Source organism: Rhodococcus sp. KRD162 (assembly GCF_017168335.1).
Taxonomy (GTDB): Bacteria; Actinomycetota; Actinomycetes; order Mycobacteriales; family Mycobacteriaceae; genus Rhodococcoides.
In genome coordinates, this window is sequence record NZ_JABFAU010000005.1 from 464,119 (window position 1) to 487,603 (window position 23,485).

General features: G+C 63.9%; 23 protein-coding genes and 1 riboswitch. Of the genes, 9 read left to right on the forward strand and 14 right to left on the reverse strand.

Annotated features, from left to right (window positions below):
* Nucleotides 1-11: 11 nt before the first annotated feature.
* The 3 genes from J1M87_RS10635 to J1M87_RS10645 are packed head-to-tail and all read right to left on the reverse strand — an operon-like array spanning nt 12 to nt 2,874.
* Nucleotides 12-1,433, reverse strand: a complete 1,422-nt coding sequence (locus J1M87_RS10635) for an NAD(P)(+) transhydrogenase (Re/Si-specific) subunit beta (protein ID WP_206489489.1) — start codon at nt 1,431-1,433, stop codon at nt 12-14.
* Nucleotides 1,433-1,756, reverse strand: a complete 324-nt coding sequence (locus J1M87_RS10640) for an NAD(P) transhydrogenase subunit alpha (protein WP_206489490.1) — start codon at nt 1,754-1,756, stop codon at nt 1,433-1,435. The genes J1M87_RS10635 and J1M87_RS10640 overlap by 1 nt, the downstream gene beginning before the upstream one ends.
* Nucleotides 1,756-2,874, reverse strand: a complete 1,119-nt coding sequence (locus J1M87_RS10645) for a Re/Si-specific NAD(P)(+) transhydrogenase subunit alpha (protein ID WP_206489491.1) — start codon at nt 2,872-2,874, stop codon at nt 1,756-1,758. The genes J1M87_RS10640 and J1M87_RS10645 overlap by 1 nt, the downstream gene beginning before the upstream one ends.
* Before the next feature lie 252 nt (nt 2,875-3,126).
* Here J1M87_RS10645 and J1M87_RS10650 point away from each other — a divergent pair, with 252 nt between their 5' ends.
* Both J1M87_RS10650 and J1M87_RS10655 read left to right on the forward strand, forming a co-directional pair.
* Nucleotides 3,127-3,567, forward strand: coding sequence for an HIT family protein (locus J1M87_RS10650; RefSeq protein ID WP_206489492.1), 441 nt, complete (start codon nt 3,127-3,129; stop codon nt 3,565-3,567).
* The gene (locus J1M87_RS10655; RefSeq protein ID WP_206489493.1) at nt 3,564-4,205 is read left to right on the forward strand and encodes a Type 1 glutamine amidotransferase-like domain-containing protein; all 642 of its coding nucleotides are present in this window, start codon (nt 3,564-3,566) and stop codon (nt 4,203-4,205) included. The genes J1M87_RS10650 and J1M87_RS10655 overlap by 4 nt, the downstream gene beginning before the upstream one ends.
* Nucleotides 4,206-4,231: 26 nt before the next feature.
* On the opposite strand, the gene J1M87_RS10660 is transcribed toward J1M87_RS10655, so the two are convergent.
* Nucleotides 4,232-4,543 carry a hypothetical protein gene (locus J1M87_RS10660; RefSeq protein WP_206489494.1) on the reverse strand — a complete coding sequence of 104 codons (312 nt, stop codon included), beginning with the start codon at nt 4,541-4,543 and terminating at the stop codon, nt 4,232-4,234.
* A 231-nt stretch (nt 4,544-4,774) separates the two neighbouring features.
* On the opposite strand from J1M87_RS10660, the gene J1M87_RS10665 reads away from it, so the two are divergent.
* On the forward strand, nt 4,775-6,157 hold the full coding sequence (locus tag J1M87_RS10665; protein ID WP_206489495.1) for an FAD-binding oxidoreductase: 1,383 nt from the start codon (nt 4,775-4,777) through the stop codon (nt 6,155-6,157).
* On the opposite strand, the gene J1M87_RS10670 is transcribed toward J1M87_RS10665, so the two are convergent.
* The 10 genes from J1M87_RS10670 to J1M87_RS10715 form a co-directional block, all read right to left on the reverse strand.
* On the reverse strand, nt 6,158-7,468 hold the full coding sequence (locus J1M87_RS10670) for an aspartate aminotransferase family protein (protein WP_206489496.1): 1,311 nt from the start codon (nt 7,466-7,468) through the stop codon (nt 6,158-6,160).
* Nucleotides 7,469-8,599 (reverse strand): ABC transporter substrate-binding protein, encoded by a 1,131-nt coding sequence (locus tag J1M87_RS10675; protein ID WP_206489497.1) that lies wholly within the window; start codon nt 8,597-8,599, stop codon nt 7,469-7,471. It abuts the gene before it with no gap.
* Nucleotides 8,596-9,354 (reverse strand): ABC transporter permease, encoded by a 759-nt coding sequence (locus tag J1M87_RS10680; RefSeq protein ID WP_206489498.1) that lies wholly within the window; start codon nt 9,352-9,354, stop codon nt 8,596-8,598. The genes J1M87_RS10675 and J1M87_RS10680 overlap by 4 nt, the downstream gene beginning before the upstream one ends.
* Nucleotides 9,351-10,130 (reverse strand): ABC transporter ATP-binding protein, encoded by a 780-nt coding sequence (locus tag J1M87_RS10685; protein WP_206489499.1) that lies wholly within the window; start codon nt 10,128-10,130, stop codon nt 9,351-9,353. The genes J1M87_RS10680 and J1M87_RS10685 overlap by 4 nt, the downstream gene beginning before the upstream one ends.
* The gene (locus tag J1M87_RS10690) at nt 10,127-11,062 is read right to left on the reverse strand and encodes an ABC transporter permease (RefSeq protein ID WP_206489500.1); all 936 of its coding nucleotides are present in this window, start codon (nt 11,060-11,062) and stop codon (nt 10,127-10,129) included. Before J1M87_RS10690 ends, J1M87_RS10685 begins: the two co-directional genes overlap by 4 nt.
* Nucleotides 11,059-12,090 carry a TIGR03842 family LLM class F420-dependent oxidoreductase gene (locus tag J1M87_RS10695; protein ID WP_206489501.1) on the reverse strand — a complete coding sequence of 344 codons (1,032 nt, stop codon included), beginning with the start codon at nt 12,088-12,090 and terminating at the stop codon, nt 11,059-11,061. The genes J1M87_RS10690 and J1M87_RS10695 overlap by 4 nt, the downstream gene beginning before the upstream one ends.
* A 3-nt stretch (nt 12,091-12,093) precedes the next feature.
* Nucleotides 12,094-13,515, reverse strand: coding sequence for a dihydropyrimidinase (hydA, locus tag J1M87_RS10700; protein WP_206489502.1), 1,422 nt, complete (start codon nt 13,513-13,515; stop codon nt 12,094-12,096).
* Entirely contained in the window at nt 13,515-14,354 is an 840-nt protein-coding gene (locus tag J1M87_RS10705; RefSeq protein ID WP_206489654.1) for a nitrilase-related carbon-nitrogen hydrolase, read from the reverse strand. Before J1M87_RS10705 ends, hydA begins: the two co-directional genes overlap by 1 nt.
* Before the next feature lie 119 nt (nt 14,355-14,473).
* Complete coding sequence (locus tag J1M87_RS10710; RefSeq protein ID WP_206489503.1) at nt 14,474-15,991, reverse strand: ATP-dependent DNA ligase; 1,518 nt, start codon at nt 15,989-15,991, stop codon at nt 14,474-14,476.
* A 166-nt stretch (nt 15,992-16,157) separates the two neighbouring features.
* Entirely contained in the window at nt 16,158-17,750 is a 1,593-nt protein-coding gene (locus tag J1M87_RS10715) for a carboxylesterase/lipase family protein (protein WP_206489504.1), read from the reverse strand.
* Nucleotides 17,751-17,848: 98 nt separating this feature from the next.
* Between J1M87_RS10715 and J1M87_RS28575 the strand changes: the two genes are divergently transcribed.
* From J1M87_RS28575 to J1M87_RS10745, 6 genes are all read left to right on the forward strand, one after another.
* Nucleotides 17,849-18,514: a hypothetical protein gene (locus tag J1M87_RS28575; protein ID WP_241256638.1), complete on the forward strand. Its 666-nt coding sequence runs from the start codon at nt 17,849-17,851 to the stop codon at nt 18,512-18,514.
* Between the two features lie 118 nt (nt 18,515-18,632).
* Nucleotides 18,633-20,030 (forward strand): sugar porter family MFS transporter, encoded by a 1,398-nt coding sequence (locus tag J1M87_RS10725; protein ID WP_206489505.1) that lies wholly within the window; start codon nt 18,633-18,635, stop codon nt 20,028-20,030.
* Nucleotides 20,031-20,093: 63 nt separating this feature from the next.
* A riboswitch (TPP riboswitch) is annotated at nt 20,094-20,193 on the forward strand.
* Complete coding sequence (locus J1M87_RS10730) at nt 20,187-20,909, forward strand: TenA family protein (protein WP_206489506.1); 723 nt, start codon at nt 20,187-20,189, stop codon at nt 20,907-20,909. It overlaps the preceding riboswitch by 7 nt.
* The gene (locus J1M87_RS10735; protein WP_206489507.1) at nt 20,906-21,919 is read left to right on the forward strand and encodes an ABC transporter substrate-binding protein; all 1,014 of its coding nucleotides are present in this window, start codon (nt 20,906-20,908) and stop codon (nt 21,917-21,919) included. The genes J1M87_RS10730 and J1M87_RS10735 overlap by 4 nt, the downstream gene beginning before the upstream one ends.
* Nucleotides 21,897-22,733: an ABC transporter permease gene (locus tag J1M87_RS10740; protein WP_206489508.1), complete on the forward strand. Its 837-nt coding sequence runs from the start codon at nt 21,897-21,899 to the stop codon at nt 22,731-22,733. The genes J1M87_RS10735 and J1M87_RS10740 overlap by 23 nt, the downstream gene beginning before the upstream one ends.
* A complete protein-coding gene (locus J1M87_RS10745; protein WP_206489509.1) occupies nt 22,726-23,472 on the forward strand; it encodes an ABC transporter ATP-binding protein in 747 nt (248 codons plus the stop codon). The genes J1M87_RS10740 and J1M87_RS10745 overlap by 8 nt, the downstream gene beginning before the upstream one ends.
* Nucleotides 23,473-23,485 lie beyond the last annotated feature (13 nt).

Here is a 23,485-nt window from a genome sequence, read left to right on the forward strand (position 1 = left end):
GCGGGTGGAGGCTAGAGGGCTTTGAGCTCCTCGGTGACCTCGGCGACGGACTTCTTCGCGTCGCCGAAGAGCATCGAGGTGCCCTCGGCGAAGAACAGCGGGTTCTCGATCCCCGCGAACCCACTCGACATCGACCGTTTGAGCACGATGACCGACTTCGACTGATCGACGTTGAGGATCGGCATCCCGTGAATCGGCGAGCTCGGGTCGTTACGCGCGGCGGGGTTGGTCACATCGTTCGCGCCGATGACCAGCGTGACGTCGGTGCGGGAGAACTCGTCGTTGATGTCGTCCATCTCCTTCATCGCGTCGTACGCGACGTCGGCCTCGGCGAGCAGCACATTCATGTGACCGGGCATGCGGCCGGCGACGGGGTGAATGGCGTACTTGACCTCGACACCCTTGGCCTCGAGCAACTTGGCCATGTCCTTGACCGCGTGCTGGGCTTGTGCCACGGCCAGTCCGTATCCGGGGACGACGATGACCTGATTGGCGTAGGCCATCTGAATCGCAGCATCGGCCGCCGAGGTGGCCTTCGCGGTTCCACCACCTGCACCGGCGGGCCCGGCAGCAGCGTCACCGCCGCCGAAGCCACCGGCGACGATCGCCGGTATCGACCGGTTCATGGCCTTGGCCATGAGGTTGGTCAGGATCGTTCCGGACGCACCGACGATCATGCCGGCGACGACCATGGCCGTGTTGTTCAGTGCCAGACCCGCAGCCGCCGCAGACAACCCGGTGAGTGCATTGAGCAGTGAGATGACCACCGGCATATCGGCACCGCCGATGGGCAGCACCACCGTCAAACCGAGAATTCCGGCGAGGACGAGCACTGCCACGATCCACCACTGCGACACCCCGCCGCCCGGGGTGGCGTTGACGCCGATGACCACCGCGGCTGCCACTGCGCCGATCAGCAGCAGAGCGTTGAGCGGCTGCTGCAACTTGCCGATGGTGATCGGCGAACCGGGCAGAGTCTCCTGAAGCTTGAGGAATGCGATCAGCGAACCCCAGAAGGAGATCGACCCGATGATCGCAGCGAACAATGATCCGATGACGATGTGTACCGTCGGCGACTCACCGTGGTTGAAATGCGAGAAGCCGGATGTGTCGAGGAATTCGGCCCAGGCGATCAATGCGACGGTGCCGCCGCCGACACCGTTGAACAGGGCCACCAGCTGTGGCATCGCGGTCATTTTGACTCGGCGGGCCGGTGGGATGCCGAGTGCGACACCGACCACGAGTCCGACGATGATGATGATCCAGTTGTCGGTCTCACGCACCGATATCAGCGTGGCGACGACGGCGATGAACATGCCGACGGCGGCGATCTGGTTACCGCGCACCGCGGTCTTCGGGCCGGTCAAGCCCATCAGGCCGTAGATGAACATGCCGAAGGCGACGATGTAGAGAACGTTGACGAGATTGTCCATCAGGAATCAGCCCCCGTCGTGGTCTTGGCGGGGACGGGCTTGGATTTGAACATGCCGAGCATGCGGTCGGTGACCACGAAACCACCGATGACGTTGACGGTTCCGAACACCAACGCAACGAACAAGATCACCTGCAGCCCGATGGAAGGGTCCTCGACCTTTCCGAGAACCACCAGCGCACCGAGGACGACGATGCCGTGGATGGCATTGGTTCCCGACATCAGCGGGGTGTGCAAGGTGTTGGGCACCTTGGAGATCACCGCGAAGCCGACGAACCCGGACAACACCAGGATCGCGATATTCGCCAGTAGCGGGGTGTACATCAGTTCTCCTTCTCACGTGTCACGCAGGCACCGGCGAGGACTTCGTCCGAAAAATCGGGGGCGAGCTTGCCGTCGACCAACATGAGTTCGAGCAATGCCGAGATGTTCTTCGAGTACAGCTCGCTGGCGTGTTCGGGCATCGAGGCCGGGAGGTTCAGGGGCGAGCAGATGGTGACGTCGTGCTTGACGACGGTCTGCCCCGGCTCGGTGAGCTCGCAGTTGCCGCCCGTCTCACCTGCCAGATCTACGACGACGCTGCCCGGCTTCATGCCCTCGACGGCCGCAGCCGTGACCAGACGCGGTGCCGGACGGCCCGGCACGAGCGCGGTGGTGATGACCACATCGAAGCCGGTGATGGCCTCTTCGAGTGCCTTCTGCTGTTGCAGCCGCTCGTCTTCGGTGAGCTCGCGTGCATAGCCGCCCTCACCGGCCGCGTCGATTCCCAGATCGAGCCATTGCGCACCGACCGAGCGGACCTGATCGGCCACCTCGGGCCGCACGTCGTAGCCGGTGGGCCTGCCGCCGAGGCGCTTGGCTGTCGCCAATGCCTGGAGACCGGCCACGCCCACGCCGAGTACCAGCACGGTGGCGGGCTTGACGGTGCCTGCGGCGGTGGTGAGCATCGGAAAGAACCGCGTCGACTCGGATGCCGCGAGCAAGACCGCCTTGTAGCCGGCGACATTGGCTTGGGACGACAGCGCGTCCATCACCTGCGCGCGGGAGATACGCGGGATCGCCTCCACTGCGAATGCCTGCACACCCGCTGCCTTCAGCGCTCCGATGCTGTTCTCCGCGTTGCGCGGTGCCAGAAATCCGATGAGTGTCGATCCGGACGTCAGCTTGGCGATCTCCGCGTCGGAGGGTGGCGCAACCTTGACGACCACATCCGCCGACCACGGATCACCGATCGTTGCCCCGGCTGCGGTGTACAGCTCGTCCGGAATCAACGCGCCGAGTCCGGCACCGGACTCCACGACTACCTCGACGCCCTTGCCGGTCAGGGAGGCAACGATCTTGGGCACCAGAGCTACACGACGCTCGCCCTCTCCCGATTCCCGAACCACACCGACGACCGTCGTGGATCCCGAACCCTTCTCAGTGCTCTGCGATGTATCCAAATCTCCGTCTTCCTGCGTTGAATGGTGTCCACTCATCGGCCAACGGCCCCGAGCGTGCGACGAGTGGACGAAGCCATGCGACAAGGCACAAGGTCCCTGATAGTAGCGAGGGCAGACAGACCGCGGGCAACTCGGAATCTGTCCGATTCGTTCTGAATCGAGTCCGTTCGGCGTTCCCCGACTACGGGACACGCACTTGTGGTGCATGTCACACAGGCCTATCGCTGATGATCGGACCCTACAGTGACAGCCGTGGATCCTTGCATCTTCTGTGCCATCGTCGCCGGCGACGCACCCGCCCATCGCGTGTTCGAGAACGACCACGCCGTCGCGTTTCTCGATATTCGGCCGATCAGCCGCGGGCATCTTCTCGTCGTTCCACGTGCACACGCCACCGACCTGAACTCGACCGATCCGGCCGCGGCCGCCGAGGTGTTTCGCGTCGGACACACGCTTGCGCGCGCCGTGCGACGCTCGGACCTGCGCGCCGACGGGGCGAATCTCGTGATCAACGACGGCAAGGCCGCCTTCCAGACGGTTTTTCACCTGCATCTCCACGTGGTGCCGCGCTGGCACCGGGATCGACTGCGGTTCGTATCCGGGTTCGTGACGCGCCGCCTGCGCGAACCCGATCGCATCGCCGACGCCATCCGCGTCGGGCTGACGCGTCTGAACGAGGAGCCGTCGAGGTGAAGCTGTTCCTGTCCTCGTATCGATTCGGCGGCCACGCAGACGCGTTCGTCGCACTGACCGGACGGCCCGCCGAACTCGCCGTCATCGCGAATGCATCCGACGCGTGGCCTGCCGCCGCTCGCGCATCCTCGCTTCGCAGCGAGTTCGGCCCGCTGCGCGACCTCGGCTATCGCCCAGCGGAATTGGACCTACGCGAGTACGCGGGCAAGCCCGTCGAATTCGAGCGCGCCCTCGAAGGATTCGGCGCGGTGTGGGTTCGCGGAGGCAACACCTTCGTCCTGCGCGCCCAGCTCGCCCGCTCCGGGGCAGACGAAATACTCAGTGAGCGGGTGCGCAACGGGTCCATCGTCTACGGCGGGTACAGCGCCGGAGCGTGCGTGGCGGCCCCGTCGTTGATCGGCGTCGAGGACGCGGACGATCCCGGCGAGGTTCGGACCGCCACGGGGACGGACGCGGTGTGGACCGGGTTGGGCCTGGTGGACTTCTCGATCGTGCCGCACCTCGATTCGGTGCTGGACGAGCACTCGTCGAGCCGGGCAACCTTGCGACGCCTCAGGGCCGACAAGATCGCCTGCCACGGTTTGACCGACGAGCAGGCGATCGTCATCGACGAGATGGGGATGCGGGTGCTCGATTGAATGTCGAGCGGCCCAGGCGAGGTCGATCAACCCAAGCGCGCCAGGGGTGCCAGCCGGTCGAGTGAGGACCATGCCAGCGAGCACCGTCGTGCGGTCATTTCGTCCGCATCGAGCACGAGCATGTCGAACAGACGACGAGGTGCCTCCCGCCACGAATCCGCAATCTGCGACACGGTGACTCGATCGAACAATCCGGACTGCGTCAATGCCTGGACCCACTCGTCGAGTTCGCCTCTATGTATCCGCTCGATGGTGTCGTATTCGACTCCGCCACCGAGGAATTCGTACGAGAACATCGCCGCTACGTAGTTCCAGGAGTCACTTCCGATGTCGATCATGGTGCAGCCTCCTTGTCGACTCGTCCGCACGGGGTACGAGGTTCGCTGCGCAGGACGCTAGCGCGGCGAACTACAAGATTGCGTGTCGACGACGCATCGATCTGGTAACGCCTGGGGCTGAAGTTACTGATGTGACGATCTGTGACCTTTCGCCTCCCCCGCATCCGCCGCGAGTCGTTGCGTGACAGACTCGAGTGTCGACGGTCACAGTGGCGACGTGAGGAGACCGAGATGTCGGTGACTACCGGTGCAGAAGCACACCTGAGCGAACTCGAGTCTCTGCTCCCCGCCGGTGCCGTGATCACCGACCCGGACGTCACCGAGGGCTATCGGCGCGACTGGGCCAAGGATCCGAACGCCGGAACTCCTTCGGCAGTGGTGCGTGCGCACTCCACCGAGGACGTCCAAGCCGTCATGCGCTGGGCCACCGAACACGCGGTGACGGTGGTGCCACGCGGTGCCGGTTCGGGCTTGTCCGGTGGGGCCACCGCAGTCGACGGCGGGATCGTGCTCACCACGGAACTGATGCGAGAGATCACCGTCGACCCGGTGACCCGCATCGCCGTCGTACAACCCGGCCTGCTCAATGCCGAGGTCAAGAAAGCCGTGGCCGAACACGGTCTGTGGTACCCACCGGATCCGTCCTCGTTCGAGATGTGTTCCATCGGAGGCAATGCGGCGACCAACGCCGGCGGTCTGTGCTGCGTGAAGTACGGCGTCACCACCGACTACGTACTCGGCCTCCAGGTAGTCCTGGCCGACGGCACTGCCGTCCGACTCGGCGGGCCGCGCCTGAAAGATGTGGCAGGCCTGTCTCTGACGAAACTCTTCGTCGGATCCGAGGGCACCTTGGGAATCATCACCGAGATCACCCTGCGACTGATTCCGGCGCAACCTCCGGCCAGTACCGTCGTCGCGTCGTTCGCCTCGGTGCACGACGCGACCACTGCCATTCTGGCGATCACCCGAACGCTGCGGCCGTCCATGCTCGAATTCATGGACCGCGCGTCCATCGGTGCCGTCGAGAACGCCATGAACATGGGGCTCGATCGCGATGCCGCGGCAATGCTGATCGCCCGCTCCGACTCCCCCGGTGCCGATCGGGGGCGCGAGATCGAGGTCATGGCTGCGGCCTGCACCGAGGCCGGAGCATCGGATGTCTTCACCACCGACGATCCCGATGAGGGCGAGGCCTTCGCTGCCGCACGGCGATTCGCGATTCCCGCGGTCGAGCGCCTGGGTAGCCTACTGCTCGAGGACGTGGGTGTTCCGCTGCCCGCACTTCCGGCGCTCGTCGACGGAATCGCCGAACTGTCCGCCGAATACGATGTTCTGGTGGCGGTCATCGCCCACGCCGGCGACGGCAACACCCACCCGCTGATCGTCTTCGACCCCGAGGACGCCGATATGACCCGTCGCGCCGACATCGCCTTCGGCGCAATCATGGATCTGGCAATTTCGTTGGGCGGCACCATCACCGGTGAACACGGCGTCGGCCGCCTCAAGAAAGCGTGGCTGCCCGATCAGGTCGGAGAGGACGTCATGGAACTGACCCGTCGGATCAAGACCGCACTCGATCCGGCGGGCATCCTCAACCCAGGCGCGGTGCTGTGATCACCCGTCGACGGTGAACCCGTCCGCCACCGTCAACACCTCGTCGAGGATCTCCAGTCCCTGACGAATCTCGTCCTCGGACGTCGTCAACGGCGGAGCGATCTGAAGGCGGTTGCCTGCAACGAACGGCCACAGACCCCGGGACTTCGCCGCCGCGGTCACCTCACCCATCGCCGCCGCGTCCGTGCCCGACGCAGCGAAAGCCACCAGAGGTTCCTTCGTCTCACCGTCCTTGACCAGTTCGACGGCCCAGAAGAATCCCTTGCCGCGCACCTCACCGACGCTCGGATGCGATTCGGCCAGCTTCGACAGTCCCGCACCCAGTACGTCCTCGCCGACGTGCCGCACGTGCGGAAGGATCTGGTCGCGCTCGAACACCCCGATGGACGCCACACCGGCCGCGCACCCGAGCACGTGCCCGGAGTAGGTCAACCCGCCGGGGTAGGCCTTGTGGTCGAACTGCGAGGCGATCTTCTCCGAGATGACCACCCCACCGAGTGGGACGTACCCGGAGTTGACGCCCTTGGCGAACGTGATCAGATCCGGGGTCACATCCCAGGCCTGGCACGCGAACCATTCGCCGATGCGCCCGAAACCGACCATCACTTCGTCGGCGATGTAGACGATCCCGTACTTGTCGCACAGCGCACGAACCCCGGCCAGGTAGCCGGGCGGTGGGACCAGCACACCGTTGGTGCCGATGACCGATTCGAGGATCAGTCCGGCAATGTTCTGCGCACCCTCGAGCACGATGACTTGCTCGAGATGCGACAGGGCTGCCGCCGTCTCTTCCTCGGGAGTCGTTGCGCCCCAAGGTGACCGGTACGGATACGGCCCGAAGAAGCGGACGACGTCGACATTGGTCGGTTCGGTGCCCCAACGCCTCGGCTCGCCGGTGAGACCGATCGCAACGCCGGTGCCGCCGTGATAGGAGCGGTACGCGGCCAGCATTTTCGTCCGTCCGGTGTGCTGGCGCGCCAGCCTCACCGCATGTTCGACGGCCTCGGCACCACCGGTGGTGAAGAACACTCGGTCGAGATCACCCGGTGCCCGCTCGGCGATCAGCGCGGCGAGTTCACTGCGCTTGTTGTTGGCCACCGTCGGAGAAATGGTCGTCAGGACTCGGGCCTGTTCGACGATGGCGGAAACGATATCGGGGTGTTGGTGCCCGAGATTGACGTTGACCAATTGTGACGAGAAGTCCAGGTATCGGTTGCCCTTGTCGTCCCAGAACGACGATCCCTCTGCGCCCTCGACGGTGATCGGGTTCAGTTCGGCCTGCGCTGCCCAGGAGTAGAACACGTGATCCATCTACTTGCCGCCTTCCTCCAGTGTGACCTCTATCGGAGCGTACGACTGCCCGGTGACGTCGACACCGTCGGCCTTCAGCATCTCCAGGGCCTGGCTCACGTACTCGTTGGTGTAAGCCTGTGCATCGGGGTCGGCGGTCAGCACGGTCGTGCCCTCGGCGTTCTCGGTGGATCGTGCGATGTCCACAGTCTGCTGCCAGGCTGCCTCGTCGATCATGCCGATGCCCTCCGCGGACGGCCAGATCAGTTTGTTGACCTCGTTGACCTGCCAGAGCTGATGACTCGCACCGAGGGTCGATCCCGCGGCGACGGTGATGTCGCGGCACTTCTCGACGTTGTCGCGGCAGAAGATCCAGCCCTTCAACGATGCCGCCAGGAATTTGACGGTCTGCTCCTGGTACGCCTCGTCGGCGAGCTTGTCGGTATTGGCCCAGATCGCGTCCTGCAGCATCGCGACGCCGTCGTCGTTCCAGTTCAGCGTCGCGAAGTCCTCCGCCGTGTACAGCGCACCTGTTTCAGGATTCACGGTTTCGAGCAGTTGCGCGTACTCGTTGTACGACATCGCCTGAGCGGCCGCGATATCCCCGGACAGCAGCCCGTTCATGTCGAACTGCTGCTGCACCAGCGTGACGTCCGCAGGACTCACTCCGGCCTTGGTCATTCCGGCGAACAACTCGAATTCGTTTCCGTAGCCCCAGTTCCCGACGGTCTTGCCGCGAAGATCGGCCGGTGAGGCGATGTTCTGGTCCTTGAACGAGACCTGCAATGTGCCGGATTTCTGATAGATCTGGGCCACATCGGTGATACCTGCTCCGGCCTCACGGGAGGCGAGCGCTTTCGGTACCCATGCGATCGCGTAATCGGCCTGCCCTTGGGCGAGCACGGTTTGCGGAACGATATCGGTTCCACCGTCGAGGATGTCCACGTCCAGCCCCTGCTCTGCGTAGAAGCCCTGGTCGACGGCGGCGAGATAGCCCGCGAACTGGCCCTGTTTGAACCACTGCAGCTGCAGCTTGATCGTGTTGTCCCCGTCGGCAGGGCTGTCTGTGGTGGTGGTGCTGCAGGCCGAGGCGACCACGGCCAGAGCCATGACGAGGGCGAGAAGGGGGCGGGGGGTTCGAGTGATCTTCATATCCATCTCTCCTGAGGACGACGCCGGGACACGAGCTTCTCGAGCAACAGAACAACCACGAAGAAGAGCAAACCGACTGCGATGGCACCCATCACGTATGCCCACGCCCGGGGGTAGGCCGTATTCGCCGCGGCGGAGGTGATCCGCGACCCCAAACCGTTCTGCAGTCCACCGAAGTACTCGCAGATGATGGCAGCAATGACAGCATTGGGAGCGGCGACCCGCAACCCGGTGAATATGTGCGGAACGGCCGAGGGCAGGCGAACGATTCGGGTGAACTGCCAACCGCTCACGGCATAGGAGGTCATCAGATCGTGATGGACAGCCGAGACCTGACGCAGTCCCTTTGCTGCACTGACGAATACCGGAAAGAACACCACGATCGTCACCACGAGCCGACGCGGTAGATCGGTGGTCGAGGAGAACATCGAGTTGAACACCGGCGCAAGTGCGACGATGGGAACGGCTGCGGCGCCCGCTGCCAACGGAGTGAGCAGTTCGTCGACGATCCGCAGTCGTATCGCCGCCAGTGCTGCGAGGAGACCGAGGACCACCCCTGCAACGAGCCCGATCAGGGCGTTGGTTCCCGTTGCCAGGCTCGCCGATCCGATGTTGCCGAGGTTGGCCACGAACTGCTCGGCGATCGCGCTGGGCGAGGGCAGCAGAAACGACGGAACCCCCGCGACCACAGTGAGTAGTTGCCACATTCCGAGCATCACGACGCCGAACACGACCGGAGGCCACCAGAGCTTCATCGAATATCCGCACCACGAATTGCACGTCCGTGCAGCGCATCCCGAACAGCGGTGATCGCCGTGAAGAATTCCGCCGATTCGCGCGGATCCCCGCCGGTGCCGAACGCGTCGATTCCGAGGGTGTCGACGATCCGCCCCGGCCGAGAAGACATCACGACCACTCGATCGGACAGGTACACCGCTTCGGGGATGGAATGAGTCACGAATACCACTGTGGCACCGGACTCCTCGGCTATACGCAGCAGATCGTTCTGCATCTTCTCCCGCGTCATCTCGTCGAGAGCTCCGAACGGTTCGTCCATCAGCAACAATCCCGGCGTTCTGGCCAGAGCGCGCGCGATCGCAACGCGTTGCTGCATACCGCCGGACAACTGGGCGGGAAAGTGCTCTGCGAACTCGCTCAATCCGACCAGATCGAGTAGCTCACGAACTCTGTCCGCACGTTCACGCTTGGGTACCTTGTGCAGCTCGAGCGGCAAGGCGACGTTCGATTGGACTGTGCGCCAATCCAGTAGCCCTGCTTGCTGGAACGCGATGCCGTATCTCTGTTCGATGCGAGCCTGGCGAGCAGTGCGTCCGAATACCGACACCGCACCCGAAGAAGGCTGCTCGAGATCGGCAACAATGCGAAGCAACGTCGACTTGCCGCAACCGGACGGCCCGATCAGCGAGACGAATTCACCGGCCTCGACCGTGAGCGACACGTTCTGCAGAGCGTGCACTCCGCCGCCGAAGACCTTGCCGACGTCCTCCACGAGTACTGCGCGCTCGGTCATGTCTGCGCCTTTCGATCGGGTGACCGGACTGCGTACCGCCCCAGAGCAATTTCGAGGAGCGACACCAATCCCGCCACCACGAGACCGAGCACCGCCGCCCCGAGAACAGCCGCGTACAGGCGTGCTGCATCCCCGGTCGCCTGCTGAGAGAACACGATGATCGTTCGGCCGATACCACCGGTTGTTCCAGTGGAGATCTCCGCGACCACGGCACCGATCACGGCAGCAGCGGCAGCCAGGCGCAACGCGGGGATCAGGTGCGGCACCGAGGCCGGTAGACGCAGCCGAACCAGCGTGGTCCACCAGCCGGACGCGTAGCTGTGCATCAGATCGAGTGCTGCCTGGCTGGGCGCACGCAGGCCACGCAACATCCCCACTGCCACCGGAAAGAAGGCGAGATACGAGGCGATGACGGTGATGCTCATCCATGGCTGCCACGCATATCCGCCGATGGCGATTTTTCCACCCCACCCCGCGACGAGGGGTGCCAACGCGATCAAGGGAACCGTCTGGGAGACGATCACGTAGGGCAACAGCGATCGCTCGACCCACACGAATCGTTGCATCGCCGTTGCCAGAACCAACCCGACCACCGCGCCCAGCGCGAATCCGAGTACCGCCAGACCGAAGGTGAACAGCCCGCTGGAGATGATCGCGGCACCGACACTGCGTGCGCCTGCGACGTTCACCTCGGGCTCGGTCAGCGCCGCCAGCACCGACCACACGTGCGGCAACGCGCCGTCGTCGGTGCGCGGCAGTACCCTCACTCCGGCGATACTCACCCCGTTCTCGGGGACGAGCACTTTCACCAATTCCCAGAACGTCAGCAGCAGCCCGACTGCCACCACCGCCATCAACGGACGCCGCAGTCCTCGATTCGCCTGTGCTGGAGTGGGTGACGTCGCCGGGGCCTGGTCGAGAACACTCGTCACGAGGTTGCCGTCACGGACTTACGGATCTGCGGAATGATGCTCTCGCCGTACGCTTCCAGAGTCGCCGATTTCGCGTCGTGCTGAAGGTAGACCGAGAACTGATCGACGCCGAGCGCCTCGAGGTCTGTCAACCTGGCGATGTGATCGGCTGGGGTTCCGAGTAGGCAGAATCTGTCGATCACCTCGTTCGGAACGAATTCGGCATGCGAGTTTCCTGCCCGTCCGTGTTCGTTGTAGTCGTAGCCGGTGCGCGCCGCGATGTAGTCGGTGAGGGCCGCGGGCACACCGCCGCCGTCCCCGCCGTATCGCGCGACGATATCGGCAACATGGTTGCCGACCATCCCACCGAACCAACGACACTGGTCACGTGCGTGCTCCAACCCGGCCTCGGTGCCATCGGTGACGTAGGCGGGAGCTGCAACGCAGATCGAGATCGAATCCGGGTCGCGACCGGCCTGCTCGGCCGCGGCGCGGACCCTTCCGATGGTCCATGCCGCGATATCGGGATCGGCCAGTTGCAGAATGAACCCGTCCGCCACCTGCCCGGTCAGCTCGAGGGCTTTGGGTCCGTACGCTGCGACCCACACTTCGAGGCGGGACTGCTCCGCCCACGGAAACTGGACCGTCGTCTCACCTACCTCGGCACTGCGCCCGTTGGCCAGACTGCGGATCACCTCTATCGAGTTCCGCAGCGCTGCAAGGGTTGTCGGCTTTCCCCCGAGAGCGCGTACCGCCGAATCGCCGCGGCCGATGCCGCAGACGGTCCTGTTGCCGAACATGTCGTTGAGCGTCGCGAACGTCGATGCCGTCACTGTCCAGTCTCGGGTGGCAGGATTGGTGACCATCGGCCCGACGGTCACCCGCCTCGTCGCAGCCAGAATTTGGCTGTAGATGACGTACGGTTCCTGCCACAACAGATGCGAATCGAACGTCCACACATGCGAGAACCCATGCGTCTCAGCCTGTCTGGCCAGATCGACCACACGCGATGCCGGCGGATTGCACTGCAGCACTACCCCGATGTCCATGGCTCAGATCAGATTCTGTGACAGGTCGCGTCGGACGAATCGGCCGTGTCCGGCTGCGCCGGAATAGGATCCACCGTCGACGATGATCCGCCCACGCGAGATCACGGTATCGACGTGCCCGTCGATCTCGAACCCCTCGTACGCCGAGTAGTCCATGTTCATGTGGTGGGTTTTGTCGACACCGATGCTGGTGTGTCCGTTCGGGTCGTAGATCACGATGTCGGCGTCCGCACCGGGGGTGATGACACCTTTCCTCGGATACATGCCGAACATCCGCGCCGGAGTGGTACAACAGACGTCGACCCACCTCTCGAGCGTGATCTTGCCGCTCTTGACGCCCTGGAACATCAGATCGATGCGATGCTCCACCGACCCGATCCCGTTGGGAATCTTGGAGAAATCGCCGACACCCAGCTCCTTCTGGTCCTTCATACAGAAGGGGCAGTGATCGGTGCTGACGGTCGCCACGTCACCGGTGCGCAGGTACCGCCACAACTGGTCCTGATGCCCTTCTGCTCGCGACCGCAGTGGCGTCGAGCAGACCCACTTCGCACCCTCGAAACCCGGTGCGCCGAGCTGTTCCTCCAGCGACAGATAGAGGTACTGCGGACATGTCTCGGCAAACACGTTCTGCCCGTTGCCCCTGGCCTGCGCGATCTGTTCCAGAGCCTGCTTGGCCGAAACGTGTACGACGTAGAGCGGTGCCCCGGTGACGTTGGCCAGCATGATCGCTCGATGAGTCGCCTCCTCCTCGAGCTGCCACGGCCGCGACGTGCCGTGGAAATACGGAGCGGTGTCCCCACGCGCGATCGACTGCGCAACCAGGACATCGATCGCAATGCCGTTCTCCGCGTGCATCATCAGCAGCGCACCCGTGTCGGCGGCGGATTGCATAGCGCGCAGGATCTTGCCGTCGTCGGAATAGAACACGCCCGGGTAGGCCATGAAGAGCTTGAAGCTGGTGACGCCCTCGGCCACCAACTCGCTCATCGCTTTGAGCGAATCGTCGGTGACGTCGCCGATGATCTGGTGGAAGCCGTAGTCGACGGCGCAGTTTCCCGCGGCTTTGTCGTGCCATTGCGCCAGAGTGTCCTGGACGCGCTGCCCGGGGGTCTGGATCGCGAAGTCGACGATCGTCGTCGTGCCACCCCACGCCGCTGCGCGCGTTCCGGTTTCGAACGTGTCGGAGGCGAACGTTCCACCGAACGGCATCTCCATGTGCGTATGGCCGTCGACCCCGCCGGGAATGACGTACTTGTCGGTGGCATCGACGACGACATCGGCCGAGGTTCTCAGGTCCGCGGCCAGCGACACCGAGCCCGGCTGCAGCACTGCCACGATGGTCTCACCATCGATGAGAACGTCCAATTCCTGTGCACCGGTGGTGGATACCACTGTTCCACCGTGCACGAACATGGTGGCCATCAGGGTTGCACCAGTGGGCCGTAGGCGTCGGGTCTGCGGTCGCGATAGAACGCCCATCGGTCTCGCACCACCTTGATCAGATCCATGTCGAGATCGCGGACGATGATCTCGGGCTCGGAGTCCGAGGCAACCTCGCCGACGAACTTGCCCTCGGGATCGACGAAGTAGCTGGTCCCGTAGAAATCGTCGTCACCGTATTCGGATTCGATTCCGACCCGGTTGATCGCACCGACGTAATATTCGTTGGCGACGGCCGAGGCAGGTTGTTCGAGCTTCCACAAATAGTTCGACAGCCCCCGCGAGGTGGCCGACGGATTGAAGACGATCTCGGCTCCCGCAAGGCCCAGTGCACGCCACCCCTCGGGAAAATGCCTGTCGTAACAGATGTACACACCGATTCGGCCGACCGCCGTGTCGAACACCGGCCACCCCAGATTGCCGGGCCGGAAGTAGAACTTCTCCCAGAAACCGTTCACGTGTGGAATATGGTGCTTTCGGTATTTACCGAGATAACTACCGTCGGCGTCCACGACGGCGGCGGTGTTGTAGAGAAGCCCGGGCTGCTCCTGCTCGTAGACCGGCAGAATCATCACGATGCCGAGTTCTTCGGCCAATGCGGCGAACCGGTCGACGGTAGGACCTGGTACCGATTCGGCGTACTCGTAGAACTTCGTGTCCTGCAGTTGACAGAAATACGGTCCGTAGAAAAGTTCTTGAAAACAGACGACTTTCGCGCCCTGCTCGGCGGCGGACCGAGCAAACCCCTCGTGTGCCCCGATCATCGATTCTTTGTCGCCGGTCCACGCGCTTTGGACCAATGCAGCTCGAACTGTGGACATCATTGGCACTCCATCTCTCGCTGGCTTGCACCCTCAAGATATTTTGCGCCGTGTTACGGGATCGTTCGCCCGGTTTCGTATGTATTAATCGTCCCGAGCGCGCCGAGGTGGCATGCTGGTCAGTCGCTCCGGACGAGCAGTGCGCGCACGGCGTCGATGGAGTCGGCGGTGGCGAGGGTCTTATCGGGTCGGTAACGCAGCACGCGCGCGAATCGCAGGGCCACGCCGCCCGGGTAGCGCGAGCTGACCTGTACACCGTCGAGTTCGATTTCGACGATGAGTTCGGGGCGCAAATACACGGTGTGCTCGTCCCGATCTCGCTCGTGTTTCGGGAATTCGTCGGTCTGCCACTGCAACAGAACATCGGTCAGGCCTTTGAAGGTCTTACCGACCATGATCGGGTCACCGCCGTCGGGATCGCGAGCACCCAGATGCAGATTGGACAGGTAGCCGGTACGCCGCCCGTATCCCCATTCGGCACCGAGTACGACGAGGTCGAGCGTGTGCTCGGGTTTGACTTTCTGCCAGCTCTTTCCGCGTCGGCCTGCGGCGTACGGTGCACCGAGCGCCTTGAGCATGACCCCCTCGTGGCCGGCGTCGAGTGCAGCGTCGAAGTGGGCCGCTGCTTCGTCCGCGTCGGGCCGAACGACACTGGGAATTCGGTGCCCCGGTGCCACCCGGTCCAGTGCGGCCAGGCGCTGCTCCAACGGGGCATCGAGCAGGTCCTCGCCATCGAGGTGCAGGCAGTCGAAGAAGTACGGCTGCAGCAACAGCTCGTGTGCGCTCTCTGCGCCGAATCGGCTCATCGTTTCCTGAAACGGCCTGGGCCGGCCGCTGTCCTCCAGCGCGAGGGTCTCCCCGTCCAGGACCACCGAATCGCACGGCAGACCGCGAACCACCTCCACCAGCTCGGGCACACTCGCGGTGATGTCTCGCAGAGTTCGCGTGTAGATACTCACCTCGTTCTCGGAGCGATGCACCTGAATTCGAGCGCCGTCGAGCTTGTACTCGACGGTGACCTCGCCATCGAGCTGCTCCCAGGCACCGCGCAGCGATTCCGCGGGCGAGGCGAGCATCGGCCGAACCGGGCGTCCCACCTCGAGCCGAAATGCCTCGAGCGCCTCCACACCACCGGTGACAGCGGCAATCGCCGTCGCGGGCAACCGACCCGACAGCATGAATGCGCGACGCACCGGAGCCTGCGGCAGGTTCGTGGTCGCAGCAACAGCGTCGACCATGATTCCTTCGAGCGCACCCTGACGCAGCTCGCCGGTGACCAGCCGGATCAGAAACTGACGCTCCTCGGCGGTGCTACGGGAGAACAGGTCGGTCAGCAGTGCTACCCGGCGCGCAGCAGAGCCGGCTCCCGAGACCGCCGCGACCGAAGACATCGCATCGTCCACCTGCGCCACCGTCAGCGTCGGGTCCTGCGTGGACGCCACGTCGAGATCGGCCAAGGTGCGCCATCCGACCCCTATCCGCCCCTGCGGCAGCTCCCCCGACAGCCACGAGACGGCAGGTCCGATGTCGCCGACCTCCGCCTCGGCCAGCAGAGCCCTCAGCGCCTCGATCTTGACCTTGCGCGAACGCGTCGCGGCCACGGCGCGGGAGGTCTCGACGATCCTGGACATCAACACACGTCGAACATAACGCCAGACACCGACAGACCTGGCTCACCGGGTCATTCCGCAGGCTCCACCGCTGACATCCAATTGTTACCGGTGTGGCTCCTGCTCCTGGGGTTATTGCTGTTACGTTCGATTCATGTCCGCAACCTCCGTGCGATAGCGCATGACGGACGCCTCAGCTGAATCCCAGAACCCGGTCGCCCCACGCTGCGCGCATGTCACCGTCCGGATCGTCCACCAGAGTGTCGGCAGTGTCGATCACCAGAGTCCACCGCGACGTCTCGGTGTACGGAGCCCAGTGCTTGGATGCATCCAGGGCTGCGGGAACACCGTATCGCGCAAAAGCGAGCCAGCGTCTCTGCATTCGGGCCGATACCGCCATGGCCGGTTTCCGGCCGCCGAGCCAGAAGGTCGGGTCTCGGTTCAACGTTCCGAAGTTACCGAACACATATGGCAGTTCGGTGGCGTGTCCGGCGCCCACTCTGGCGGCCTTGAGCATCGGCGTTGCATGATCGAACCGATACATCCACGTCGGCGAGTGCCTACTGTGCGCGTCGGCAATCCACAGACTCGGCATGAGAAAACCTGCGTCGCGCGAGATGGCCTGCGCTCCAGCAGGTTTGTCACGATCGGGATATGCCGCCATGATCTCGGCAACCCGGTAGGCAGGCAGATCGGCATGATCGTGGGCGATGGCCCGGAACATCTCCGAGACAGTGTCGGAGGTGATGGGCATCAACGGCGATTTCATGAACCGAAATATCGAGGGCTCGTCATGATTGGTGCCGATGATCAACGGGATCCGATGCGAGAGCCCCTTCTGAAACGCTGCCACCGGGTACCGCGGGACGATATCGCCGTCCACGACCGGCGAAAGCCCCAGCGTCCCAGGAACTCTCGTCGGAACCTCATAGCAGAGCGTGTCGCCTGCCGTGACCAACCTGGTGAAATGCATGTCGAGCAGCTCGCCGACATCCGACGGGTCGACTCCCACCAACTCCAAGAATCTCGACGCCACGGCCGCACCTCGGTCGGGGCCGTACACCGACGTCGCAGGAGCGCTCTGCACGATAGCTCTGTGAAACAGGCCTTCGGCCTTCGGCGAGGTCATCAACGTGGTGATCGATGCAGCGCCGGAGGATTCTCCGAACAGGGTGATCTGGTCGCGATCGCCGCCGAAAGCGGAGATGCACTCACGCACCCACTCCAGGGCCGCGATCTGATCGCGCAGTCCGAGATTGGTCTCGAACGTGTGCTCGTCGGTGGAGAACGAGGAGAGATCGAGGAACCCGAAAGCACCGAGCCGGAAGTTGACGGTCACCACCACCGCGTCACCGTTCTCGCTCAGCTCACGGCCGTCGTACACGCGCTGCGCGGACGATCCGAGCGAGTACGCACCGCCGTGGATCCAGACCATGACCGGACGCAGTTCCCCGTCGGGACGCGGAGCCCAGACATTGAGAGACAGACAGTCCTCGGAAATCGACAACGACGGATCGATCGGCACCGGACTGTCGCGGCCCTGCGGAGCCATGGCCCCGAAGTCGAGGCCGTCGAGCACTCCGGACCACGGCCGCGGCGGCTGGGGCGCACGGAACCTGAGTGCGCCCACCGGTGGCGTCGCGTACGGAATGCCCCGCCACGCCACGACCGGCGATGCGTCTGCGGCGACCGGATAGCCGAGAACGTCTCCGTAGGGCGTGCTCACGCACACGGTGGCATCGGACGCGGTGGAATCGGACGCGGTGGATCCGGATGCGGTGTCCATCGAACCTCCTGTTCCGTCGTTTCCCAACCTACCAACAACATCCACCGAGCCGGCGAGATCGAGCACCACGCCGACAACCTCGACAGAAGGATTCGCCGATGAGGAAATTGGGAAGTGTCGCAGTCGCCGTTGCGATGCTGGGCCTGGCCGCGTGCGGTTCGAGTGGCGGAGGAGACGGGCCGATGGCCACCGTCATCACCGACCGTCCCGCACCGATCACCGCAGTCCCGTCCGCGACCAGTGACCGAACTCCATCGAGTTCGGGCCAAACCACCACCACCACCACGACGACAACCACCATGCCGACGACGAACACGGCAGCACCGACGAGTTCGTCTGCACCACAGGCGAACCCGCAGGACTACGCAGGCAAGGCACCCGGTTGGTACTACTTCTCGAGCCCCAGTGGAAAATTCGAGTGCGGAATAGCCGTGCTCGACACCTCCATCGCCGGATGCCACGGTTCGCTACCGGATTCGGCACCGAGGGTTCCCGGCATCGGTGCATCGCGCACAGCCGTCGCACCCAATACGGTGCAATTGATCGCGGGGTCTGCGGCGAAGTTCGAGAGTCTGGGCGATCCCAAGTTTCACCGTTTCGAGGGCCCGGCTGCGGTCTTGCCGTACGGCGAGGTGCTCACCGTCGCCGGCAGCGGTTCCACCAACGGCCTGCAGTGCACGGTCGACGAGCAGACCGGGGTTACCTGCACCGATCAGGTCGGCCACGGGTTCACGGTCTCGGGCGATGATTTCGACCTTCGCTGACGGTGTCGTTCGCGCGGCAAAATACCAGGCGTAATGTCCGAGGACTGTACGACAATTCCTGCCGTACGGTCTCCCCAGCGGCCGACGCCCGTGCGCGCGGCCGGAAGGTGCGTCACTCATGAATCAGACCTCGGACCGCCACACAGCAAAGGTCATCGGCGTCAGCGTCGCCGCAGCTGTGGGCGGGTTCCTGTTCGGCTTCGACAGCTCGGTCATCAACGGAGCCGTCGACTCCATCGAGGAGAACTTCTCGCTCGGATCGTTCACCACAGGCTTCGTCGTGGCCATCGCTCTGCTCGGTTGCGCAGTCGGTGCCTGGTTCGCCGGAACCCTGGCCGACCGATGGGGCCGCAAGAAAGTCATGCTGCTGGGCTCGGCCCTGTTCACCGTCTCGTCGATCGGTTCGGGTCTGGCGTTCAGCGTTCCCGATCTCATGCTCTGGCGAGTACTCGGCGGACTCGGCATCGGCATCGCGTCGGTGATCGCGCCGGCCTACATTGCCGAGATCGCTCCGGCGAAATGGCGCGGGTCGTTGGCCTCACTCCAGCAGTTGGCCATCACCATCGGAATATTCGCGGCCTTGCTGTCGGATGCCATTCTCGCCGGTGTTGCAGGCAGCGCCTCCAACGACCTGTGGTTCGGCATCGAGGCCTGGCGCTGGATGTTCCTCGTCGGCGTCGTCCCAGCACTGGTCTACGGCGTTCTCGCGACCCTGATCCCCGAATCGCCGCGCTATCTGGTGGGTCAACATCTGGACGACGAGGCAGCCAGGGTCCTCACCGAGATCACCGGGGTGCTGCATCCGGATGAACGCGTGCACGAGATTCGGCTGACGCTGCGCAAGGAGAAGAACTCGTCCTTCGCCGATATCCGTGGTCCCAAATTCGGTCTGCATCCCATCGTGTGGGTCGGCATCACCATGGCCGTGCTGCAACAGCTGGTCGGCATCAACGCGATCTTCTACTACTCGACGACGCTGTGGCGCTCGGTGGGCTTCACCGAGGACCAGTCGTTCACCACCTCGGTCATCACCGCCGTGATCAACGTCGTCATGACCTTCGTCGCGATTTTGTTCGTCGACCGGATCGGCAGGCGCAAGCTGCTGATGTCGGGGTCGATCGGCATGTTCGTCGGGCTCGTCATGGCCTCGGTGGCATTCTCGCAGTCGATCGGAAGCGGCGACGATGTCACACTGCCTGCTCCATGGGGTGCGATCGCCTTGGTCGGTGCCAACTTGTTCGTCATCTTCTTCGCATCCACCTGGGGTCCGATCATGTGGGTCATGCTCGGTGAGATGTTCCCCAATCGTATGCGAGCAATGGCGCTCGGCATCGGAACCGCGGCCAACTGGATCGCCAATTTCGCTGTCACACTTGCATTCCCGCCGCTGACGTCGGCAGTGGGCCTCTGGGTCATCTACGCCGGCTTCGCACTGTTCGCCGCGCTCTCCTTCTTCTTCGTCAACGCCAAGATCAGGGAGACCAAGGGCATGGAGCTCGAGGACATGTTGGGGTGAGTCGGGACCGCAGATACAGGGGCGGCGACAGTAACACCGGGTGATCGGTGTTACTGTCGCTTTCGTTCTGACACGGGGTGTGTCCGCCGATGCGGATGCTGAGATCAAACCCGCCGAACCTGATGCAGGTAATACTGACGAAGGGATGTCGAGGCGATGACGCCTGTTGTATCTGCGGACCCGGTCCGCTTCACCGATCTACTGTGGGATGCCGCCGAGGACATTCGACACGCGATCGACGATCTCGAATTTCTCCGGCTACTCGGGGCAGGGGCGCTGCCGCTCGACGCATTCCGTCGATATCTCGAGCAGGACTCGCTCTACCTGGGCGGTTATGTGAAAGCGCTGTCCCTGGTCGCGGCGCATGCACCGTCCCCGACGGCCGGCGCATTCTGGGCAAGTGCCGCGGCCAGCGCCATGGACGAAGCGGCCTCGCACGAGTCGATGTTGACCGGTGGCGCTCTACCACCGTCGACGCAGACACCGGAGCCCTCGCCCGCATGCCTGGGATACACGTCCTACCTGACCGCAACCGCAGCCACCGAGCCGTATCCCGTGGCGGCCGCTGCGGTGTTGCCGTGCTTCTGGATATACGCCGACGTCGGCCGCTCGCTCGCCCGTGCTGCGCAGGCCGTCCTCGATCGCGAACCCGAGCACCCGTACGCGCAGTGGGTGGCCGCGTACGACGCACCTGAGTTTCATGCCATCGTCGACGCCGCGAAGACCTTCGTGGACGACGCGGCAGCGTCCGCCACGCCGGCGCAGCGCCAGCAGATGCTCGACGCGTTCGTCGTCGCGTCGAGATACGAATTGATGTTCTGGGACAGCGCATTACATCCGACGCCGTGGCCCCTGGCCGGCGAGGCGGTGTCCGCATGAGAACTGTTCGAATTCTCGCCGCACTCGCGGCGGCCGCCCTTGTGACGACCGGACTGGTCGGCTGCTCCCAATCGACCGACTCCAACACAATTCGGTTCGCCCTCGATTGGACGCCGAACACCAACCACACCGGCCTCTACGTCGCCATGCAGGAGGGGTTTTTCGCCGATGCCGGGCTGAACGTGGAGATTCTGCCGTACAACAACACCGCGGCCGACACCCTCGTCGATGCCGGCAACGCCGAATTCGGCATCAGCACCCAGAGTTCGGGGGTGTTCGCCACCTCCTCCGGCGCACAGACCATATCGGTTCTCGCACCGCTTCGGCACTGGGCAACGGGAATCGGAGTTCGGGCGGACCGAGACGACATCCCGAGCCCGAAGGCGCTCGACGGCAAGGTCTACGCCGGTTTCGGCGAATCCGGTGAACAGGCCAGCCTCGAGAAGGTCATCGAAAACGATGGCGGCACAGGTGAATTCAAGACCGTGGTATTGGGAACCTCGGCATACGAGGCGGTGTATTCGGGTACCGCTGATTTCACCGTCTCGTACTTCGCTTGGGAGGGAATCGAAGCCGAGCACAGCGGTACTCCCATGAAGTACTTCGACTACACCGACTACGGATTTCCCGACGCCTATGCCATCACCATCAGCGGCAGCAAACCCTGGCTCGAGGCGCACCCGGACGAGGCGAGGAAGTTCGTACAGGCGCTTGCGCGCGGCTACCAGCTCGCCGCCGACGATCCGGACAGGGCCGCCCAGGATTTGATCGACGCCAATCCTGGAACCTTCACCGACGAGTCTCTCGTCTTCGAGAGCCAGGAAATGCTCGCGTCGAAGTACATGAAGGACGCCTCCGGCGAGGTGGGGCGACAGAGCCTCGACCAATGGACCGGTTACTCGAAGTTCCTGTACGAGAGCGGCGTTCTGGCCGATCAGAACGGTGCGCCTCTGACGACCGAGCCGGACTGGTCGACCTACTTCACCAATGAGTACCTCGGCGATCGGTGAGGCCGTTGCCGCTGACCGAGGCACATACTCGTTCAGCGGTATCCGGACCTCCGTGCGTTGGGCGTGGCCGGCGGTCACTGTCGTCGTCGCGCTGATTGCCGCGTGGCAGCTCTACGTCCAGATCAGCGGCATCCGACCACAGGTATTGCCGTCGCCTGCTCGGGTGGTGGTCCAGGGTTGGGCACAGCGTGACGCGATCGCCGAGAATGCGGCCGCTACCCTGCAGGTGACGTTGGTCGGATTTGCGGTCTCTTTGGCCCTGGCCTGGTTGCTGGCAATCGCGGTCGACTTCTCGCCGTGGCTGCGGCGTGCCTTCGTGCCGCTGTTCGTGGTCTCGCAGACCCTTCCGATCATCGCGATCGCGCCGCTGTTGATCATCTGGTTCGGTTTCGGCCTGCTCCCGAAGATTTTGGTGATTGCTCTGGCCACGTTCTTTCCCATGGCCATTGGACTGATCGAAGGGTTCGCCGCCGCCGATCGCGAAGCACGATCTCTGTTGGCCGGCATGGGTGCCTCACGCTGGCAGCAGTTCCGGTACGTGCGGCTTCCGTCCTCGCTTCCTCGCTTCTTCACCTCGCTGCGCATCGGGATCACCTACGCCGTCGTCGGTGCGATTTTCGCCGAGTATGCCGGGGCAAGTGCGGGGCTCGGCATCTACATGAGCCAGCAGAAGAACTCGTTTCGGACCGATCTGGTCCTGGCTGCAGTTGCCGTCACAGCGGCGATCAGTGTGATTCTGTTCGTCGCCACATTCGTCGTCGAGCGCCTCGTCGCGCCGTGGGCCAGGGGTGGTTCAGGGGGACTTCATGGCTGATCCCACCATCGCCGGTCCGTGCGTCGACGTCCGTGACCTCACGAAATCCTTCGGCGAAAAACCTGTGCTCGACGGCATCTCCTTCGATGCGCGGCCGGGTGAGTTCGTGTCGATCATCGGTCCAAGCGGCTCCGGCAAGAGCACTGTGTTCAACATGCTGGCCGGACTCGACCGCCCCGACTCCGGCTCGGTTCGAGCGTCCCCCTGCGCCTATATGCCACAGAAGGATCTGCTCTTTCCCTGGCGGTGCGTGCTGGACAACACCACGCTCGGACTCGAAGTCCAGGGCGTGCCGAAGAAGGAGGCCAGGGCCCGCGCGCGGGAGCTGTTTCCGGTGTTCGGACTCGACGGGTACGAATCGGCTCGGCCATTCGAACTCTCCGGCGGTATGCGACAACGCGCGGCTCTGCTACGCACGGTGGTCCAGGGACGCTCGGTACTGCTGCTCGACGAGCCGTTCGGAGCGCTGGATTCGCTGACCCGGAGCGATATGCAGGCCTGGTTGCAGCAGGTCTGGTCGGAGTTCCGGTGGACAGTCCTGATGATCACGCACGACATCCGCGAAGCGGTCTACCTTTCCGATCGCGTGATCGTTCTGTCCCCCAGGCCTGCCCACGTGCGGCGTCAGGTCGAGATAGCGCTGCCGCGACCACGCGAGCTCGATATCGTGACGACTCCGCAGTTCGCGGCGGCTGAGAAGCAGCTGATGGATGTCCTGCTGAGTACAACTCCTCGGTGATCACCCGGCTACG